Raw genomic sequence first — 20,014 nt, 5'->3', positions numbered from 1 at the left:
ATATGTTGATTGGCAACTTCCTTAAAAATATTAAAAAAGAATTTAAAAATCATCAGTTTGCTGGTCTTAGTTTTAACAGTGAAGATTGTAAAAAGAATTATATTTTTTTTGCAATCCAGGGAACAAAATCAGATGGAACTAAATTCATAGACCATGCAATTAAAAAGGGTGCAACAGTTATTATTTCAGAGCAAAAATTTGAAGGTATTAAAAATAAAGTGTTATTTTTAAGATCAAAAAATGTAAGAAAAGTATTATCAGAATTATCATATAAGACAAAAAAAAATATACCTAAAAATTTAATTGCTGTAACAGGAACAAATGGAAAGTCATCAATTGCAGATTTTTATTTTCAGCTACTCAACTTAGGTAATAAAAAAGTAGCTTCTATTGGAACATTAGGAGTTAAGACAAAAAATAGTTTAAAGAAAGTTTCTAATACAACATTAGATCCAATTAAATTAAGCAAAATATTAAATGATTTAAAAAAACAAAAAATTGACAATGTTATAATGGAAGCTTCTAGTCATGGTCTTAAGCAAAATAGACTTGATGGTTTAAAATTTAATACTACAATTTTTACAAATTTGTCTCATGATCATTTAGATTATCACAAAACATTTAATGATTATCTCAAATCAAAGTTATATCTTTTTGAGAAGCTATTAAAACCTAGAGGAACTATCATCACCGATAGTAAAATTCCCGAATATAAAAATTTAAAAAGAATATCGCTAAATAATAAATTGGATCTTCAGGCTTTATCAAAAAGTAATAATGGAATAGATATTTATTCTCATCAATTTAGGGATGATAAACAAATAGTCGAAATTAAATATAATCAGAAACATTATAAATTAAAAATAAACTTAATTGGTAAAATTCAATTAAAAAACTTATTTATGGCAATGCTTGCTGCTAAAAAAAGTAATTTAAAATTTGATCAAATAGTAAAATTAGCTTCAAGAGTAAAATCAGTAATTGGTAGGTTTGAAAAAATTGGAACTTTAAAAAATAATTCAAAGGTTATTTTAGATTATGCTCATACACCTGATGCATTAAAAACTTGTTTGACTAATTTGAAAGAACAATTTGAAAATAAAAGAATTTTCATTGTATTTGGATGTGGTGGTAATAGAGATAAAGACAAGAGACCCATAATGGGAAAAATAGCCAATCAATATTGTGAAAGAGTTTATTTAACTGACGACAATCCAAGAGACGAAAATCCAAAAAAAATAAGACTAGCTATTAAAAAAACTATTGATAAATCAAAAGTTTTTGAGATTTCAAGCAGGTCTAAAGCTATTCATAAGGCTATATTAGACTTAAAAACTGGTGATATCTTAGTTATTGCAGGCAAAGGTCATGAACAGACACAAGATTATGGAAATTTTGTAAACAAATTTTCTGACAGATTAGAAATACTTAAGAATATTAAATTAAAAAATAAAATTCTTTCAACTAATATTAAAATAAATATTTTAAAAGAAATCAGCAACTCTCCCCAAATTAATTCAAATATAAAAATAAAAAATGCATCAATTAATTCAAAAACAATAAAAAAAAATGACATATTTTTTGCAATAAAAGGAAATAATAAAGATGGAAATCTATATGTTAATGAAGCTTTCCAAAATGGTGCATCATTAGTAATAGCTAACAATCAAAAAAAATCTAAAAAAAAAATTGTAGTAGATGATACATTGCAACTTTTAACAGAGGCTTCATCAAAATTAAGAGAAAATTTATCTAGTAAAATTATATCTATAACAGGCAGTTGTGGAAAAACTTCTCTTAAAGAATTATTAGGAAAAACTTTAAGTAAGATTAGTAATGTAACTTATTCACCAAAATCTTTTAATAATAAATTTGGTGTACCATTAAGTTTATTTAATCTAAAAAAAAATGATGAATTTGGTATTTTTGAGATTGGAATGGATAAAAAAGGTGAGATTGATTATCTATCAAAAATTATCAAGCCTGATGTGGGTGTTATTACAAATATTTCCTACGCACATATTAAAAATTTTAAAAACATTCATCAAGTAGCTTTAGCAAAGTCAGAAATTATTAATAATATAAAAACAAATGGAATTCTTGTTTTAAACCAAGATGACAGATTTTATAATTTACATAAAAAAATTGCCAAGAAAAAAAACATAAATATTTTTACATTTAGTTTAAAAAATAAATCAGCAAATATTTATCTAGAAAAAATAGTTAAAGAAAGATCTAAATACAAAATATTTGTAAATGTTAATAAAAAACAAATTTATTTTTATGTAAGATTAATTTTTGAAAATAATTTAAAAAACTTATTAGCCACAATTGCAATTATATCAATTTTTAAAGATACACAAAAATTAGAAAAAAATATATTTCTTGATTATGAGATGACAAAAGGCCGTGGTGATATTATAAAAGTTAAATTAAAAAAAAAGAATATTTACATTGTAGATGAGAGTTATAACTCTAATCCATTATCATTAAAGTCTGCTATAAAAAATTTTGATGAATTAAAAATTGATAATTCTAAAAAAAAATTAATACTGAGTGACATGTTGGAGTTAGGAAATTATTCAAAGAAACTACACTTAGAGGCTGGCAAAGAAATTAATAAAACCTCTCTTAAAAATATTAATGTAGTGGGTAAACATATTTTACATACTTATAAAAACCTTGATAAGCACCGAAGAGGGGTCATTTTGAAAGATAAGTCTAAAATAATTGATTTGATTAAAAATGATTTAAATAATAATGATTATTTAATGATTAAGGGCTCAAACTCTACTGGACTTAACAATCTAGTTAACAAATTAAAAACTGGAAAGTTTAATGCTTTATAGTCTTATTACTCAATTAATTGACCAATACAGTTTTCTAAATGTATTTAAGTATTTAACTTTTAGAACGGGCCTTTCGATGTTTACATCAATGTTTGTAGTTTTATTAATTGGCACTCCTTTTATTAAATTTTTTTCAGTAAGAAAAATATTAAATCCAATAAGAGATGATGGCCCTACTGAACATATCGTTAAGAAAATTGGAACACCAACAATGGGGGGTGTTTTAATTTTACTTGGACTTTTTTCAGGAATATTACTTTGGGGTGATTTATCAAATTACCATATATGGTTTTTATTATTTATTGTTTCAGGGTTTGGGCTATTAGGTGCTTATGATGATTATAAAAAGATTAAGTTTAAAAATTCATCTGGTGTTTCATTTAAATTTAAGATTATTTCTCAAATTTTAATAGCTATTGTTGGAATTTATGGTTTAACTCAATTATCTCAAAACACTGAACTTACAAATTTATATTTTCCTTTTTTTAAAAATTTAATTATTAATCTTGGATGGTTTTTTATTCCATTTTCAATTTTTATAATTGTTGGATCCTCCAACGCAGTTAATTTAACAGATGGTTTAGACGGCTTAGCAACAGTGCCAGTGATATTAGTTGCAGCATGTTTTGCATTTATTAGTTATGTAACAGGCAATATTGTATTTTCTGAATATTTAAATATTCCCTATCTTGAAGGTATGGGGGAAGTTTCAGTTTTTTGTGGATCAATTATAGGAGCTTGTTTAGGATTTTTATGGTTCAATGCTCCACCTGCTAAAATATTTATGGGTGATACTGGTTCATTAGCATTAGGTGGATCTTTAGGGGCAATTGGTATTATTACTAAACATGAGATTGTTTTAGCAATAACAGGAGGGTTATTTGTACTAGAAGCTGTATCAGTTATAATCCAAGTATTTTCATTCAAACTTACAGGTAAAAGAATTTTTAGAATGGCACCTATACATCATCATTTTGAAAAAAAAGGTTGGGCAGAATCAACAGTTGTAATTAGGTTTTGGATTATATCAATAATCTTAGCAATGATTGGATTAGCGACATTAAAACTTAGATAATGTTAAATCTAGAAAAAAACTTTTTAAAAAAAAAATACTGATTTATGGTCTGGGTAAAAGTGGTCTATCCACTTATAGTTATTTAAAAAAAAATAATATTATTAGTTTATATGATGATCAAATAATTACTAAAAAAAATATAAAAGATACCCACACAACATACAAAGAAATAATTAAAAAAGAATTTGACTGTATTATAATTAGTCCAGGAATAGATATTAATAATTGTAAATTAAGTAGATTTTTAAAAAAAAACCATAAAAAAATTTATACAGATTTAGACATTTTTTATAGTCGATATGCTTTTAATCAAAAAATAACTATTACAGGAACAAACGGAAAATCAACTACCGCTAAGCTTTTGTACGATATATTAAAGGATCAAAAAAAAGATGTTCGTTTAGTTGGCAATATAGGAAATCCAGTTTTACTTGAAAAAAAGATCAAAAAAGACACTTTATTTGTAATAGAAGCTTCATCCTATCAACTAGAATACAGCAAGTTATTTAAAACAAATATATCTTTAATCTTAAACATTTCACCAGATCACCTCGAAAGACACAAGACTATAAATAAATATGTAAGTGCTAAATTTAAATTAATAAAAAATCAATCTAAAAATGATATTGCAATTTTAAATACAAAAAATTTTTATATCAAAAAAAAATTAAAGCAAAAAAAATTTTTACCATCAATTTTGAAAATAGAAAAATATATAAGTGATAGGTTTATTAAAAAAATTGATAATCATTATTTTGATACAGATGGTAATAAAGAAAATTTGACATTTGTGCTGAAGGTTTCAAAGATATTAAAGTTAAAGAATAACTTGCTATTAAAATCATTAAAAAATTTTAAAGGACTAAGTTTTAGACAAGAAATAATTCATAATTCTAAATTTTTAAAAATTATTAATGATTCTAAGGCAACAAGCTTTTCTTCATCAGAAAAATTATTGAAATCATTAAAAAATATTTATTGGATAATAGGTGGTTTACCTAAAAAAGGAGATAAATTTCTACTTAAAAAAAACGATTGTAAAAAGATCAAATTATACATTTTTGGTAAAAATCAAAAATTTTTTATTAATGAATTAAAAAATAAGATGGCGTTTAAATCATTTTTAAATTTAAAGAGTCTAATTGCTAAGGTTTTTTTAGATATTAAAAATGAAAATAATTTTATTAAAAAGACAATTCTTTTTAGTCCAGCCTCTGCATCATTTGATACTTTTAAAAACTTTGAAGAAAGAGGTAGATATTTTAATAAACTTATTAAAAATTATATAAAATGATAAATAATAGTTCGCTCAACTCAATATATTATAACTGGTGGAAAAATATAGATAAAACAATTTTTTTATTGATAATAATTTTGTTTAGTTTGGGTTTATTTTTTTCTTTAGTTTCAACTTCATTAATTGCTTCTGATAAATTAGATACAAATAATTATTTTTTCTTTTTTAAACATTTGGTATATATTTTCATTGGCTTGTTGACCTTAGTGTTTTTCTCTTCTCTAAGTGAAAAGAATCTTTTTAGATTCTCTATTTATCTTTTTTTTATTACTTTATTTTTTTTATTTTTAGTGCCAATTTTTGGTACTGAAGTTAAAGGATCAAAAAGATGGTTAAATCTTTTTTTTCTTCCTCAATTTCAACCAATTGAATTACTAAAACCATTTATAATTATTTTTGTGGCAACAATTTTATGTAGTGAAAAAAATTATAATATTTATATCAAATACTTATTGACTATCATTTCTATTATCCCAACTGGGTTACTATTAATAATGCAGCCTGACATCGGACAAACACTTTTGGTGTTTTTATCCTGGGTAATATTAGTTTTTGTATCTGGCATAAACTTATTATTCATTTTATTATTTATAAGTCTTTCTATTATAAGCCTGCTATATGTAGTTTTTTTTATCCCAAAATTTATTTATATTAAAAGTCGTATACTCTCTTTCTTCAACCCTGATGGTGGAACCCATAATTTTCAATCTGATAAAGCTATAGAAGCAATTAGTAGTGGTGGTTTTTTTGGTAAAGGAATAGGAGAAGGTACCTTAAAAACAAGAGTTCCAGAGGCTCATACCGACTATATAGTTTCAGTTATTTCAGAGGAGTTTGGTGTTATTGCAATAATATTTTTATTAATTTTATTTTTATTTTTTATTTATTCTGTTTTTAAAAAAATTTATTTAGAAAAAAGTGAAAAAAAAAAACTAGTGCTAACTGGAGCAATAAGTCTAATAATTTTTCAAGCATTAATACATCTTGGGGTGAATATAAGACTATTTCCTACAACTGGAATGACATTGCCATTTTTAAGTTATGGAGGTTCTTCAATTATAGGAGTTTCTATATTATCTGGAATAATTTTAAATTTAACAAAAAGAAAAATTAATTAAATGAGTAAAAAAATACTAATTAGTACTGGTGGATCAGGAGGTCACGTTATACCCGCAACCATAATATATAAACATTTAGAGGACAATTTTGATGTTTCAATGACATCTGACTTTAGGGGTGTCAAATTTTTAAACAAAGATGAATACAATTTAAAAATATTTAATGTGAGGCCAATTTCAAAAAACTTATTAATCATACCACTTGATTTTATTTTTATGATATTTTTGATTTTTAAATCAATTTCTTTTTTAAGAAAAAATAAAATTGATACATTAATTTCAACAGGTGGATACATGTCACTACCCTTATGCTTAGGAGCTAGAATTTTAAATATTAAGCTGTTGTTATTTGAACCAAATATGGTTTTAGGTAGATCAAATAAATTTTTTTTAAGTTACTGTCAAAAAATATTTTGTTATTCTAATAATATCAAAAAATTTCCTATTAAATTTAAAAATAAAATTAAAGTAATTCCAGCATTATTAAGAAAAAATTTTTATAATAAGAGAGATTACAATAAATCCTTAGATACAATTAATTTACTTATAATAGGTGGTAGTCAAGGAGCTAAAATATTTGATGATTTAGTTAAAAATGCAATTATTGAATTAGCTAAAAACTATAAACTAAAAATTTACCAACAAACTAATTCTATTAACTTTGAAAGTTTTAAAGAAATTTACGAAGATAAGAATATTCAATGTGAATTATTCAATTTTAACGATGATGTCATAAATTTTATGCAAAAAACAGACCTGTGCATTACTAGAGCAGGAGCATCAACATTAGCAGAGTTAAATTTTACTGAGACTCCATATTTAGCAATACCTTTGCCAACTGCGAAAGATAACCATCAATTTGAAAATGCACATTTTTATAATAAACTTGGCTTTAATTGGTTGTTAAATCAAAAAGAAATAGATGAGAAAATATTACTCAATAAACTAATTAATATTATTGATAATAAAGAAGAATATCTTGTTAAAAAAAAGAACATGAAGGATTTTAACTATGAAAACACATGGAATAATATAAATCTGAAAATTATATCTGTTATTAATGAAAATTGAATTAGCTAAAACTGAAATTATACATTTTGTTGGTATAGGGGGTATTGGAATGAGTGGCCTTGCACTCATTATGAAAAGGATGGGATTTAATGTTCAAGGGAGTGACGTCCTTGGAAATAAAAATATTGAAAGATTAAAAAAAGATAAGATTAAAATTACAATTAGTCATACTAAAAAAAATATAGCAAAAGCAACAATTGTTGTCATTTCGTCAGCTATTAAAAATAATAACCCTGAATTAATTGAAGCCAAACTAAAACAATTACCTATTTATAAAAGAGGAGAGATGTTGGCAAATATAGTCTCTTTAACAAAAAATATAGTTGTTACCGGTTCACATGGAAAAACAACAACTACATCTTTATTAGCCTCAATATTTTCAAAGACAAAATTGGACCCAACAATTATTAATGGAGGTGTCCTTAATGCAATAAAAAATTCTGCAAAACTAGGTAAAAGTGATTGGTGTATATTAGAAGCTGATGAGTCAGATGGTAGTTTTATACATGTGCCACCAACTTATTCTATAGTAACAAATATTGATCGTGAGCATATGGATTTTTATAATTCAATGAAAGATCTTAAAGAATTATTTATAAAATTTATCAATAAGGTCCCTTCGTTTGGGAAGTCTTTTATTTGTATAGATGACAAGAACAATAAAGATTTATTAAGTAAATTAAAAATGAAGAATTATTATACATATGGAACTAATAATAAATCAAATTTCTATATTAAGAATATAAAACAAGAAAAAGAATATTCTCAATATGATTTAGCTATAAATTTGCCAGGAAAAAAGAATTTAACTATAAGAAAAATTAAATTACCATTATTAGGAATTCACAATATTAGAAACTCTACAGCAGCAATTGCTGTGGCAGTAACAATAGGAATATCACAAAATATAATCAAAAAAGGATTAAAAGAATTTAAGGGTGTTCAAAGAAGATTTAATAAAATTTTTACACATAGAGAAACTAATTTTTATGATGATTATGCCCATCATCCAACTGAAATTAGAGAAGTATTAAATGGTGTGCGAGCTGCTTATAAAAAGGAAGAAGTGATTTGCATATTTCAACCACACAGAATTTCCAGATTAAAAGATCTTAAAAAAGAATTCAGCTTATCATTTAAAAAAGCTGATGTTGTAATATTATGCCCTATTTATACCGCTGGAGAAAAAATAAAATTAGGTTTTAAATATAATAAGTTTGCAAAAGATATTATTAAAAATTCAAAAGTAAGATTGTTTATGGTTGAAGATCAGTACCAGTTAGCAAAATTTATTAAAAATACTATTTTTGGCAAAAAGATAGTTGTTGGTATGGGTGCTGGTACAATTTCAGCATGGATGAGACAATTACCAGAATTGATCTAATGAGCATTGAAGAAATAAGAAAATTTTCTAATGAAATTAGTAGTAAAATTAACTTTGATTATGATTTAAAAAAGAGCAATTGGTTTAATATTGGTGGACAAACTAAAGTTTACTTTAGACCAGATAATTTACCTGACTTAATTTTGTTTTTAAAAAAATTTGGAGAAAAAGAAAAAATACATATTTTAGGTGCAGGCTCGAATACTCTTATAAGTGATGAAAAATTTGATGGTGTTGTTATCAAACTAGGAAAAAATTTTTCCAACATCTCTATATTACCAAATGATGTCATTATAGCTGGCAGTGCCTGTCTTGATAAAAAGCTTTCTGATTTTGCACTGAATAATGGAATAGGTGGATTTGAATTTTTAGCATGCATACCTGGTACTATAGGTGGTGGATTAAAGATGAATGCTGGATGCTTTAATAAAGAGTTTAAAGATGTGCTAGTATCAATCCAAGCAATTGATAAAAATGGACAGGTTTTTACAATACCAGCGAGTAAAGTTATATTTAAATACCGAAGCAATGATTTAAAAGAGGACTTAATTTTTTTAAGTGCATCGTTTAAAGGAACAAAAAAAAATAAAGAAGAAATAGAAAACGAAGTTATAGAATTAAAGAAAAAGAAAGATAAAGCACAACCAACAAAATTAAAAACAAGTGGTAGCACATTCAAGAATCCAATTGATCAAACTGATAAAAAGGTCTGGGAGTTGATAAAAGATTCTGTGCCACTAGATATAAGCTTTGGGGATGCTCATATTTCAAATAAGCACTGTAATTTTTTTGTAAATAAAAATAATGCTAGTTTTGAGGATATGAATAAATTGATTGAATTTGTTAAGACAAGTGTGGAAAAAAAAACTGGAATAGTGCTAGAAAAAGAAATTAAAATTTTAAAATAAAATGACAAAAAAAATCTTAATATTATCTGGAGGTATATCTAAGGAACGGTTAATTAGCTTAGATACTGGAAAGCAAGTTGCCAAAGAGTTAATTAAAAATGGATATAAGGTTTTAATTAGTGAGCCTGATAAAAATCTTTCAAAGAATATCACTTCATTTAAACCAGATGTTATTTTTAATGCGCTACATGGACAATTTGGTGAGGATGGATACATTCAAGCAATTTTAGAGACTAAAAAAATTCCATACACACACTCAGGTGTAATTGCATCATCAATAGCAATGGATAAAGAAATTTCAAAAAAAATTTTTATAAAAAATAAAATACTAACTCCAAAATATATTAAATTTAATCATAAAAAAAATAAACTTAACATTATAAAATTAATTGAAAAATTTTTAAAATTCCCTGTAGTAGTAAAACCTATAAATGAAGGGTCTAGCGTTCATGTATATATTTGTGACAAGACCAATATATTAAAAAACTTAAAAGTATTAAAAAGTTATAATGAAATATTAATTGAGGAATTTATACCAGGTAGAGAAATCCAAGTTGCAATAATGAATAATAAATCACTTGGTGCAATTGAACTTGAGCCTAAAAGAAAGTTTTATGATTATGAGGCAAAATATAATTCTAGTGCTAAGACAAAGCACTTAATTCCTGTAGATTTGAGTAAAAATAATCTAGCTAAAATTACTGGCATAGCAAGAGCAGCTCATAAAATTATAGGCTGTAAAGGTGTTACAAGATCTGACTTTAAATTTTTTAACGGGAAGTTTTATTTGTTAGAGATTAATACTCAGCCTGGAATGACTAAACTTTCATTAGTCCCTGAGATAGCAAAACATAAGGGTATAAGTTTTATAAAATTAATTGAATGGATTTTAAAAGATGCATCAATCAATAGGTAAAAAAAATAAAATAATAATTTATTTATTATTTTTATTCATTTTAAGCACTACTAGTGCAAAATTTATAAACGATCAAAAAAAATTATCTTCATCAATAACTAAAATAAACATTACAGGTTTTTCTGAGAGAAAAAATTTGGAGATCCTAAATAACCTTAATAACCTTTTATACAAAAGTATATTTGTCATTAATGAGGAAGAAATAATAAAAATTTTAGAAAAACATAATATTATACAAGAGTTTAATATAAAAAAAATTTACCCATCAACACTTAACATTAAAATTAAACCAACTAAATTAATTGCTCGAGTTTCTAATAATAGTCAATATCTAGTAGGTGCTAATGGTAAGTTAATTGAAGATAAAAGTAACAACGAACTACTCCCATACATTTTTGGTGAATTTAATTCTCAAGATTTTTTATCATTTAAAAAAAATATTGAAAAATCTATGTGGTCTTTTTCAAATTTAAAAGAATTATCTTTTTTCCCATCAGGTAGATGGGATATTTTAACTGATAAAGATATTTTGATTAAGTTACCACAAGAACATATTGTAGCGTCATTAAACTTATCTAAGGAACTTATCAATAATGATAATTTTAAAGATTTTAAATTTATTGATTTGAGAATTAAAAATCATTTAGTTGCTAAGTAATGAGTGATAAAAAATTTCAAATAATAATTGACTGTGGTTCTTCAAAAATAAGAGCAGGTGCATTTAATGAGGAAAGTAAGAATAATCCTTTTTTTATTGAGAGTAATTTTTATACAGAGCAATTTAATCTTAAACCAGATATTCAAAAAATTATTGCTTCGCTAGAAAAATCCACAAATGAATATATTGATAATATAGATTTGATGATAGATAGTTCAAAAACGATTTCTGTTGCAATTTCTGTATTTAAAAAAATTGAAGAACTGAAATTAAGACAAGATGATATCATATTTTTAATTCAAGAAGCAAAGCAACAAATAAAAAAATATTATTCAGATTATAATATTGCACACATAATTATAAATAATTATAAAATTGATAATGTTGATTATTCTGAGTTACCAGATGAAATCGATTGCCAATTTATATCGCTAGACATTATTTTTATCTGTCTTCCAAGTGAATTAGTCTTTAGCTTTAAAAATATTTTTTCAGAATTAAATATATCAATTAATCAAATAATTTGTTCTAGTTATGCAAAATCAATCAATTATAAAAATAATTTAAATTTAATAGGAGAGGTATCTTTCATTGATATTGGTTTTAAAAAAACATCAATTATTTCCTTTAATAATGATAAATTGATCTTTTTAGACGTTCTGCCGATAGGTGGAAACCATATTACTAAAGATATCTCTCTACTTTTAAAAATTGATATTAATGAAGCAGAAAAACTTAAATTAAATTTTGAAAAAAATAACGAACATACCGATAATCCAAATTTTTCTTTGGAAATGTTACAAAAAATAGCTTTTGCTAGAACAGAAGAGATTCTTGAATTATGCGATAAATCTCTTGTCTCAAATGCAAAGGTAAAGACCCAATCTAAGATGATACTAATGGGAGAAGGATCAAAAATTTTAGATAATAAATTTAAAGATAAAATTTCATTTTCTAAAGATATTGATTTTTTAGAGGAAACCCTGGGTGATGTTTGTCAATCTGGGTACAAACTAAGAAAAATGTATGACAAACAAGAGGTTGTAGTTGTGCCAAAAAAACAAATAAAACAAGGTTTTTTTGAAAAACTTTTTCATTTTTTCAAATAGACTAGTATTTTCTCGTAACATTTGTTGTTTTTCTAAATTTAAATCAATTATTTATAAGAATAATAATGTCTGTTCTTAATCAAAAAACTATCAATAGAGATATTATCTTTAAAGGCGTTGGGCTTCATAGTGGAACAAATGTAACTATGACGGTCAAGCCAGCAAAACCAAATTCAGGAATTCTTTTTAAAAGAGTTGATCTAAAAGAAAATAATATAGTAGTTCCAAATATTTTTAATGTTAGTAGCGCAGTATTTTGCACAACTATTTCAAATGAAGCAGATGTAAGTGTATCAACTGTAGAACATTTGATGGGAGCCTTGTATGGATTGGGTATCGACAATGTTTTAATTGAAATTGATAATCAAGAAGTACCAATTCTTGATGGGTCAGCAAAAATTTTTATTGAAGAAATATCAAAAGCTGGAATAAAAAGTAGTGAAGCACCAATAAAGATTATTAAAATTGAAAAAAGAATTGAATTTAATGATGGTAAAAAAACAATTTCTATAGAGCCAAGCAAAGTTAGTTTGGATATAGATTTTGAACTAAAATATGAAAATAATTTAATTGGAACGCAAAGAAATTTAGTAAGTGTATTCGAGTCAGATTTGACTGATATTTATAATTCAAGAACCTTCTGTCTTTTTGAGGATATTGCAAAGCTAAAAGAAATGGGATTAGCCCAAGGAGGAAGTCTTGAAAATGCAATAGTTGTTAAGGACAATGAAATTTTAAATGAAAAAGGTCTTAGAAATAAAAAAGAATTTGTAAACCATAAGATTTTAGATTGTATGGGAGATCTATATCTAGCAGGTTATAAAATAATTGGAAAAATTATTTGTTCTCAAGGAGGGCATAAATTAACTAACCAATTATTGAGAAAAGTTTTCCAAAACGATGAAAATTTTTCATTAATAGAGATTACAGAAAAACATTTGCCAAATACCTTCATAAATAAGAGTCATTTAAGGTCTATCGCTTAGCTTTTTTTATTATATAAATTATAGTAAAATTAAATGAATTTCTTTTCTAAATTAATAATAATATTAGCAATCCTGATCCTAAACGCTTGTTCAAAAAATGATAAGGAAATTTCTTTAATTAAAGAAATTAATCAAGAAGATGAAATGATACAAGCATACAAAGAAGGTGTAAAAGCCTTAGAGGAAAATGATACATTTTTTGCTGCAAAAAAATTTTTAGAAGCAGAATTATTGTTCCCCCAATCTGATTGGGCACCGAAATCTTCTTTAATGGCATCTTACGCCTATTACATAGAGGGCAATTATTTTAATGCTATATACAATCTTGAAAGATTTTTAAAAACATATCCAAAAGACCCTAGATTAGATTATGTGTATTATTTAATGGGTTTATCATATTACGAAAATATCGAAGGAGAAAAAAAAGATCTCAAACCACTACTGGAAGCTAAAAAAAAATTTGAATTTATAATTGAGAATTACCCAAATACTGATTTTGCCCTGGATTCAAAATTTAAAATTGGCTTAATAAATGATATTTTGGCATCAAAAGAAATGTATTTAGGTAGACATTATATAAAAAAAGAAAAATGGGTAGCAGCAATTAATAGATTTAAAACTATATTGAAGGATTACGACACCACAATTTATACAGAGGAGGCAATACATAGATTGGTGGAAATTCATTATAAAATAGGTTTAGAAGGTGAAGCTAAAAAATATGCAAGTTTACTGGGGTATAATTATCTATCTAGTGAATGGTATGAAAAAACTTACAATATATTTAACAAAGAATATGAAGTAGATGAAATTAAAAGTGAGAAAAAAAGTTTAAAAGAAAAATTTAAAAAACTTTTTTTAATAAATGGATAAGAAAAAAATAAGTAAAGATTATTTGCATAAAATTAATTTATTAGAAGAATATAATAAAAACTATTATGACAAAGATAATCCAATTGTTTCAGATCAAGAGTATGATTTACTTAAAAAAGAAATAATTGATTTAGAAAATTTGTATAAATTTCTAAATAATGATCGATCACCTACAAAAATAGTTGGTTTTAAACCATCAAAAAATTTTCAAAAAATAAAACATAAAGTTCCAATGTTGTCACTTGGAAATGCTTTTAATGAAGAAGACTTAAAAAATTTTGAAAAAAAAATAATCAATTTCTTAAGTTTAAAAGATGTAAATTCTATTGAATATAGTGCTGAACCAAAAATTGATGGAATATCTGCATCCCTAATTTATATTAATGGAAAATTAACCAAAGGGCTTTCTAGAGGAGATGGTAATGAAGGAGAGGATATTACACAAAATTTAAAAACTATTAAGGATATACCTTTGGAGATTACTAAGAATAACTTCCCTCAAGAAATAGATATTAGAGGTGAAGTTTTTATAGAAAATAATGATTTTAAAAAAATTAAAGACAAGTTTGCAAACCCTAGAAATGCTGCTTCTGGATCATTAAGACAAAAAAATTCATTAATAACTGCAAAAATTCCATTAAAATTTATTGCCTACACATATGGTTATGAAAAAAAAATGAACATCAATAATCAAACAAGTTTCTTAGAAAATTTAAAATTATGGGGGTTTAAAACAAACCCATTTAATCAAAAAATTATTGGGGTTAAAAATTTAATGTTAAATCATAAAGAATTAGAGGAAAAAAGAAAAGAGCTGGCATTTGATATAGATGGAATTGTTTATAAAGTTAATGATTTTGATTTACAAAAAAGATTGGGTTTTGCTGCTAATGCACCCAGATGGGCGATAGCACATAAGTTTTCAGCTAATAGCTCAATTTCAGAAATAATGAATATTGAAATACAAATTGGTAGAACGGGGGCACTTACCCCAGTTGCAAAAATTAAACCAGTTAATATAGGGGGTGTAATTGTTTCAAATGCAACTCTTCACAATGAAGATGAAATTGTTAGAAAAGATATAAGAGTAGGGGATACGGTCACTGTTGAAAGAGCTGGAGATGTAATTCCACATGTAGTTTCAGTAGATTTAAAAAAAAGAAAACAAAACTCAAAGAAATTTATTTTTCCATTAAAGTGCCCATCGTGTGGAAGCAAAACAATTAAAGATTATAATGAGACAACTAAAAGACAAGATGCTGTAAGAAGGTGTGCTAGTGAGGGGTTTGAATGTGAAAAAATTGCCATAGAGAGAATTAAACATTTTGTTTCTAAGGACGCATTTAACATAGAAGGATTTGGCAAAAAAATTGTTGAAAATTTTTGGAACCTAAAATTAGTAAGACTTCCACAGGATATATTTAAGCTTAATTATAATAAAATAGAAGAACTCGAAGGATGGGGAAAATTATCAGTTGCTAATTTAAGATTCTCAATTGAAGAAAAAAAAAATATTTCTCTAGAGCGATTTATTTATTCATTAGGAATAAGACATATTGGACAAGAAAATGCTAAGCTTATTGCAAGACACCTTAAAACAGCATCTAATTTTTTTAGACTATCAGGGGAAAAGAATATTGAAAGTTTATCTAATATTGATGGAATTGGAATAACTCAAATTCAATCCATTAAAAAATTTTTCTTAAATAAAACCAATCTTAAAGTGTTGTCTGAGTTAGAAAAAAATTTATTAATCAAAGATATAATTTTAATAAATAATAATGGATTGTTAAAAAATAAAACTTTTATGTTAACTGGGAAGTTAAATGGAATAAGCAGAGCAGAAGCAAAATCATTGATAGAGCAAAATTCAGGAAAAATAATTAGTAACGTTAATAAAAAACTTGATTATTTAATTGCTGGAGACAAACCAACTCTAAAAAAAATAAACACAGCTAAAGAGTGGAATATAAAAATTATTAATCAAATAGAATGGTTAAAAATGTTAAATAAGAGTGGCTAACCACTTTCTTTCTTTTTTATTAAGCAAACCAGAAAATTCTGAATAAATATTTAAATGATATTTAAATAAGTAATCTTTTTCTATTTTATTTAATAGCGCGTAGTTTATTAAATCTTTTTCTAAAGGAGCAAGTGTAAGGTTTTCAAAATTAAAGCTTCTTTTGTTTTTTTTGGTGTAGATTAAGTTTTCGATCCTAATACCAAAGTGGTTTTTTTTATAAAAACCAGGTTCATTACTCAGGATCATTCCATTTTTTATCTTTATCGAATTATGTTTTGAGATAGATTGAGGTCCTTCATGGACGTTTAAAAAAAAACCAACTCCATGGCCTGTTCCGTGAGCATAATCTTGACCTTCTTTTTTTAAATATTTTCTAGCTCTTATGTCGATTTTTTTTCCAGTGTCATCTTTATTCAAATTTGTTAAGGCAACTGCAATATGTCCTTTTAATACATTCGTATAAGCATTTTTGATAAATTTATTTTGTTTTGAGAATGAAATAGTCCTCGTAACATCTGTAGTACCGTATTGATATTGTCCACCAGAATCTACCAATAAAATATCATTCTGTTCAATTTTTTTAGTTGTTTTTTTATTAGCCCTATAATGAACAATTGCCCCATTTGAGCCAGCGCCAGCAATAGTGTCAAAACTTGGAAATAAATAATCTTTATTTAGTTTTCTGAATTTTTCTAATTTGTTTTGTGCATACACTTCTGTAATTTTTTTTTTATTAATATTTTTAATCCAATAAATAAATCTTGTTAACGCTAAGCCATCTTTTTTATGGGCTTCGATCATATGTTTTATTTCATTAGAATTTTTGATTGATTTTAATTCATAAACAGGATCATCAAATTTAAGTATATTAAAATTTGATTTAATTATTTTTTCATAAAAAATTGAGCAGGTTTTATTATCAATAATAAAATTTTTACCTTTTAAATTGTCTAAAAATTGTGGAAGTGATTTGATTGGTAAAATTTGTTTCTTTTTAATCTTTTTATCTAATAGAAGATTTTTTAATCTTTTTTCATTTGTTATTAAAAAAAATTCTTTTTTTTTATTTAGTATCAATCTTGCATTCGCAATTGGGCTATTGGGATTATCATATCCACGAATATTTAAAAGCCATGCCACATTTTCAGGTGCAGAAATGAAACAATAATCTGCTTTGTTGTTTTTAAGAAATCGCACTACTTTAGAAATTTTAGAACTATATGGCTCACCTACAATTTTTGTGTCTAAAGAGTAAAATGGCTTAGTAGGTTTTTCTTTGAATTTAAATATTTGGTCAATTAAGTTTTGGTCAATTGAAATTAAGTTATTATTCTTGAAATATTTATTAAGTAATTTTGATGTAAATAGTGTTGGGTCATAGCCTAAATTAAAATTCTTAATAATTGTGTGAGGCAGTTTTTTATGAATTTCAATAATCTTAAAATTTTTAGATGATTGTTGATGCGCTTGAATAGTATACCTTCCATCAACAAATAAATAATTTTGTTTTTTTAAAACTACTGCAAAACCTGCAGAACCTGAAAATCCTGTAATATTCTTTAACCTATCATTTTTTGCATATTCAGAAAAATATTCATCATTTTTCGGAATAATATAACCATCAATGTTATGTTGTTTAAATTTTTTTCTTAGAATTTTTATTTTTTTTAAAATCATTTAATTCTTTTTTGATATCTTATCCATCCAGGACTTCTAGTTCCTTCTTCAATTTCAAAATCTTGATTAAATTCAAAATCTTCTTCATTATCTTTAGAGTCGTCAAAAAAAGAATTCTTTTCTAAAAATTTTTCTGGTAATTCCTCAATAAATCTTGAAGCCATACTGTCTATCCAATTTCCTTGATAAAACCTATTCATAGCAAAAGAGATCAGTGCTTTTTTTTTTGCTCTCGTTATTCCCACATATGCCAATCGTCTTTCTTCTTCAAGCCCATTTTGGCCTTTCTCTTCAATAGATTTTTGGTGTGGGAAAAGACCTTCTTCCCAACCGGGTAAGAAAACCACATCAAATTCAAGTCCTTTAGATCCATGCATTGTCATCATATTAACTTTTTCCCCATCCCAATCCTGATCAACTGAGGTGGCAAGAGCAACATGTTCTAGAAAATTTTCTAAATTATCAAAATCTTTCATCGCACTTAAAAGCTCTTTAATGTTTTCAAGTCTGTTTTCATTTTCCAAATCTTTTTTGTTTTTTAACATACTTGAATAACCAGATTCATCTAAAACTAGTTGTAATAATTTAACATGGTTAATTTTTTTAATATTAATGTCATTCCTCCACTTATCCATTAAGAATAAAAAAGAGCTAAGACCGGTTTTAGTTTTGGGTTTAATTAAATTTTCTTCAATTAATTTTTTAGAAGCAATTTCCAAACTAACAGCATTTGTTTTTGAAAACTCATGAATTAATTTTATAGTACTTTCTCCAATTGCTCTTTTAGGATTATTGACTATTCTATCAAAAGCTAAGTCATCTTTTGGCTGGTGAATCAATCTTAAATAGGCAACACAATCTTTAATTTCCGCTCTTTCATAAAATTTTGTCCCACCAAGAATTCTGTAGGGTAAGCCAATTTTTAAAAATCTTTCTTCAAATTCTCTTGTCTGAAAAATAGCTCTAACTAGAATAGCAATATTATTAAAAGAATATTTTTTTTTAAGTTTTTTTTCTATTTCATCAGAAACCCCTATTGCTTCATCTTTTCCATTCTTAAAACAATTAAGCTTAACAAGATCTCCTTCCTCCATAGTTGTCTTTAAAGTTTTTCCAACTCTGTTTTGATTGTTAGCTATAAGATTTGAAGCAACAGATAATATATTTTGTGAGGAACGATAATTTTCTTCTAATCTTATTACTTTTGAATTTTTATACACTTGATCAAACTCTAAGAAATTTTTTATCTCTGCTCCACGCCAACTATAAATGGATTGATCATCATCTCCAACACAGCACAAATTTTTATGCTTTTCTGAGAGTAAGTTTAGCCATCTACTTTGTATATAATTAGTATCTTGGTATTCATCCACAAGTATATATTTAAAATTATTTGAATAAATATTTCTAATGTCCTGATTTTTTTCTAAAATTTTAACCACGTGTAAAATTAAATCTCCAAAGTCACATGCATTTAAATCTAATAACTTTTGTTGATAAATTTTATATAGAGGACGTATAGTTCTTTCAAAAATATCATTTTTATTGATAACGACTTCATCTGGATAGAAGCCTTTATTTTTCCACCTATCAATTATTGAAAGAATAAACTTTGGGGCTAATTGTTTTATGTCTATATTTTCAGCTTTACATATATTTTTGATTAATCTTACCTGGTCATCTGTATCAATAATTGTAAAGTTTGAGGTTAATCCAGCTGCTGGTGCATGCTTTCTAAGTAGCTTTGCACATATAGAGTGAAAGGTTCCAAGCCAAGAAAGCCCTATAGCCTCAAAATTTAATATTGAGCTTACTCTGTTTTGCATTTCTTTTGCAGCCTTATTAGTAAAAGTCACTGATAAGATTTGGTTTGGAAAAGCTTTTTTTTGGTTGATTATATGAGCAATTCTTGAAGTGAGAACTTTCGTTTTTCCAGATCCAGCTCCTGCAACAATTAGTAACGGTCCATCAAGATATAAAACAGCTTCTTTTTGAGCATTATTCAGGTTGTTTAAATATTCAGAGTTTATCATTTTTTAAATTTGATTATAAGTTGTTAAACTTTCAATG

The 20,014-nt window shown here is 25.5% G+C and carries 15 protein-coding genes; 13 read left to right on the top strand and 2 right to left on the bottom strand.

Annotation, left to right across the window (positions count from 1 at the left end; all coding sequences use genetic code 11):
• Positions 1 to 2: 2 nt before the first annotated feature.
• From murF to ligA, 13 genes are all read left to right on the top strand, one after another.
• Positions 3 to 2,849 (top strand): bifunctional UDP-N-acetylmuramoyl-L-alanyl-D-glutamate--2,6-diaminopimelate ligase MurE/UDP-N-acetylmuramoyl-tripeptide--D-alanyl-D-alanine ligase MurF, encoded by a 2,847-nt coding sequence (murF, locus tag AC5SL3_RS05150; RefSeq protein ID WP_494577764.1) that lies wholly within the window; start codon positions 3 to 5, stop codon positions 2,847 to 2,849.
• The gene (gene mraY, locus AC5SL3_RS05145; RefSeq protein ID WP_494577763.1) at positions 2,839 to 3,924 is read left to right on the top strand and encodes a phospho-N-acetylmuramoyl-pentapeptide-transferase; all 1,086 of its coding nucleotides are present in this window, start codon (positions 2,839 to 2,841) and stop codon (positions 3,922 to 3,924) included. Before murF ends, mraY begins: the two co-directional genes overlap by 11 nt.
• 34 nt (positions 3,925 to 3,958) lie before the next feature.
• A complete protein-coding gene (gene murD, locus AC5SL3_RS05140; RefSeq protein ID WP_494578789.1) occupies positions 3,959 to 5,218 on the top strand; it encodes a UDP-N-acetylmuramoyl-L-alanine--D-glutamate ligase in 1,260 nt (419 codons plus the stop codon).
• On the top strand, positions 5,215 to 6,339 hold the full coding sequence (locus tag AC5SL3_RS05135) for an FtsW/RodA/SpoVE family cell cycle protein (RefSeq protein ID WP_494577761.1): 1,125 nt from the start codon (positions 5,215 to 5,217) through the stop codon (positions 6,337 to 6,339). Before murD ends, AC5SL3_RS05135 begins: the two co-directional genes overlap by 4 nt.
• Entirely contained in the window at positions 6,340 to 7,410 is a 1,071-nt protein-coding gene (locus tag AC5SL3_RS05130) for a UDP-N-acetylglucosamine--N-acetylmuramyl-(pentapeptide) pyrophosphoryl-undecaprenol N-acetylglucosamine transferase (protein WP_494577759.1), read from the top strand. It begins immediately after the preceding gene.
• Entirely contained in the window at positions 7,400 to 8,794 is a 1,395-nt protein-coding gene (gene murC / locus AC5SL3_RS05125; RefSeq protein WP_494577758.1) for a UDP-N-acetylmuramate--L-alanine ligase, read from the top strand. The genes AC5SL3_RS05130 and murC overlap by 11 nt, the downstream gene beginning before the upstream one ends.
• The gene (gene murB / locus AC5SL3_RS05120; RefSeq protein ID WP_018414342.1) at positions 8,764 to 9,702 is read left to right on the top strand and encodes a UDP-N-acetylmuramate dehydrogenase; all 939 of its coding nucleotides are present in this window, start codon (positions 8,764 to 8,766) and stop codon (positions 9,700 to 9,702) included. Before murC ends, murB begins: the two co-directional genes overlap by 31 nt.
• A gap of 1 nt (position 9,703) precedes the next feature.
• Positions 9,704 to 10,618: a D-alanine--D-alanine ligase gene (locus tag AC5SL3_RS05115; RefSeq protein WP_494577757.1), complete on the top strand. Its 915-nt coding sequence runs from the start codon at positions 9,704 to 9,706 to the stop codon at positions 10,616 to 10,618.
• Positions 10,599 to 11,276, top strand: a complete 678-nt coding sequence (locus AC5SL3_RS05110) for a cell division protein FtsQ/DivIB (protein ID WP_494577755.1) — start codon at positions 10,599 to 10,601, stop codon at positions 11,274 to 11,276. Before AC5SL3_RS05115 ends, AC5SL3_RS05110 begins: the two co-directional genes overlap by 20 nt.
• Positions 11,276 to 12,385, top strand: a complete 1,110-nt coding sequence (locus AC5SL3_RS05105; protein ID WP_494577753.1) for a cell division FtsA domain-containing protein — start codon at positions 11,276 to 11,278, stop codon at positions 12,383 to 12,385. The genes AC5SL3_RS05110 and AC5SL3_RS05105 overlap by 1 nt, the downstream gene beginning before the upstream one ends.
• Positions 12,386 to 12,450: 65 nt before the next feature.
• Complete coding sequence (gene lpxC, locus AC5SL3_RS05100) at positions 12,451 to 13,371, top strand: UDP-3-O-acyl-N-acetylglucosamine deacetylase (protein WP_494577751.1); 921 nt, start codon at positions 12,451 to 12,453, stop codon at positions 13,369 to 13,371.
• 33 nt (positions 13,372 to 13,404) lie between these two features.
• The gene (locus AC5SL3_RS05095; RefSeq protein WP_494577750.1) at positions 13,405 to 14,244 is read left to right on the top strand and encodes an outer membrane protein assembly factor BamD; all 840 of its coding nucleotides are present in this window, start codon (positions 13,405 to 13,407) and stop codon (positions 14,242 to 14,244) included.
• Complete coding sequence (gene ligA, locus AC5SL3_RS05090; RefSeq protein ID WP_494577749.1) at positions 14,237 to 16,267, top strand: NAD-dependent DNA ligase LigA; 2,031 nt, start codon at positions 14,237 to 14,239, stop codon at positions 16,265 to 16,267. Before AC5SL3_RS05095 ends, ligA begins: the two co-directional genes overlap by 8 nt.
• Here the strand turns inward: ligA and AC5SL3_RS05085 are convergent.
• Both AC5SL3_RS05085 and AC5SL3_RS05080 read right to left on the bottom strand, forming a co-directional pair.
• Entirely contained in the window at positions 16,250 to 17,944 is a 1,695-nt protein-coding gene (locus AC5SL3_RS05085; protein WP_494577747.1) for a M24 family metallopeptidase, read from the bottom strand. The two genes, ligA and AC5SL3_RS05085, sit on opposite strands and share 18 nt — an antisense overlap.
• Positions 17,941 to 19,977, bottom strand: a complete 2,037-nt coding sequence (locus tag AC5SL3_RS05080; RefSeq protein ID WP_494577745.1) for an ATP-dependent helicase — start codon at positions 19,975 to 19,977, stop codon at positions 17,941 to 17,943. Before AC5SL3_RS05080 ends, AC5SL3_RS05085 begins: the two co-directional genes overlap by 4 nt.
• Positions 19,978 to 20,014 lie beyond the last annotated feature (37 nt).

This window comes from Candidatus Pelagibacter sp. PS_34 (assembly GCF_059417845.1).
Note: the sequence above shows the minus strand (reverse complement) of the source record. Positions and strands in the feature narration are given on the sequence as shown.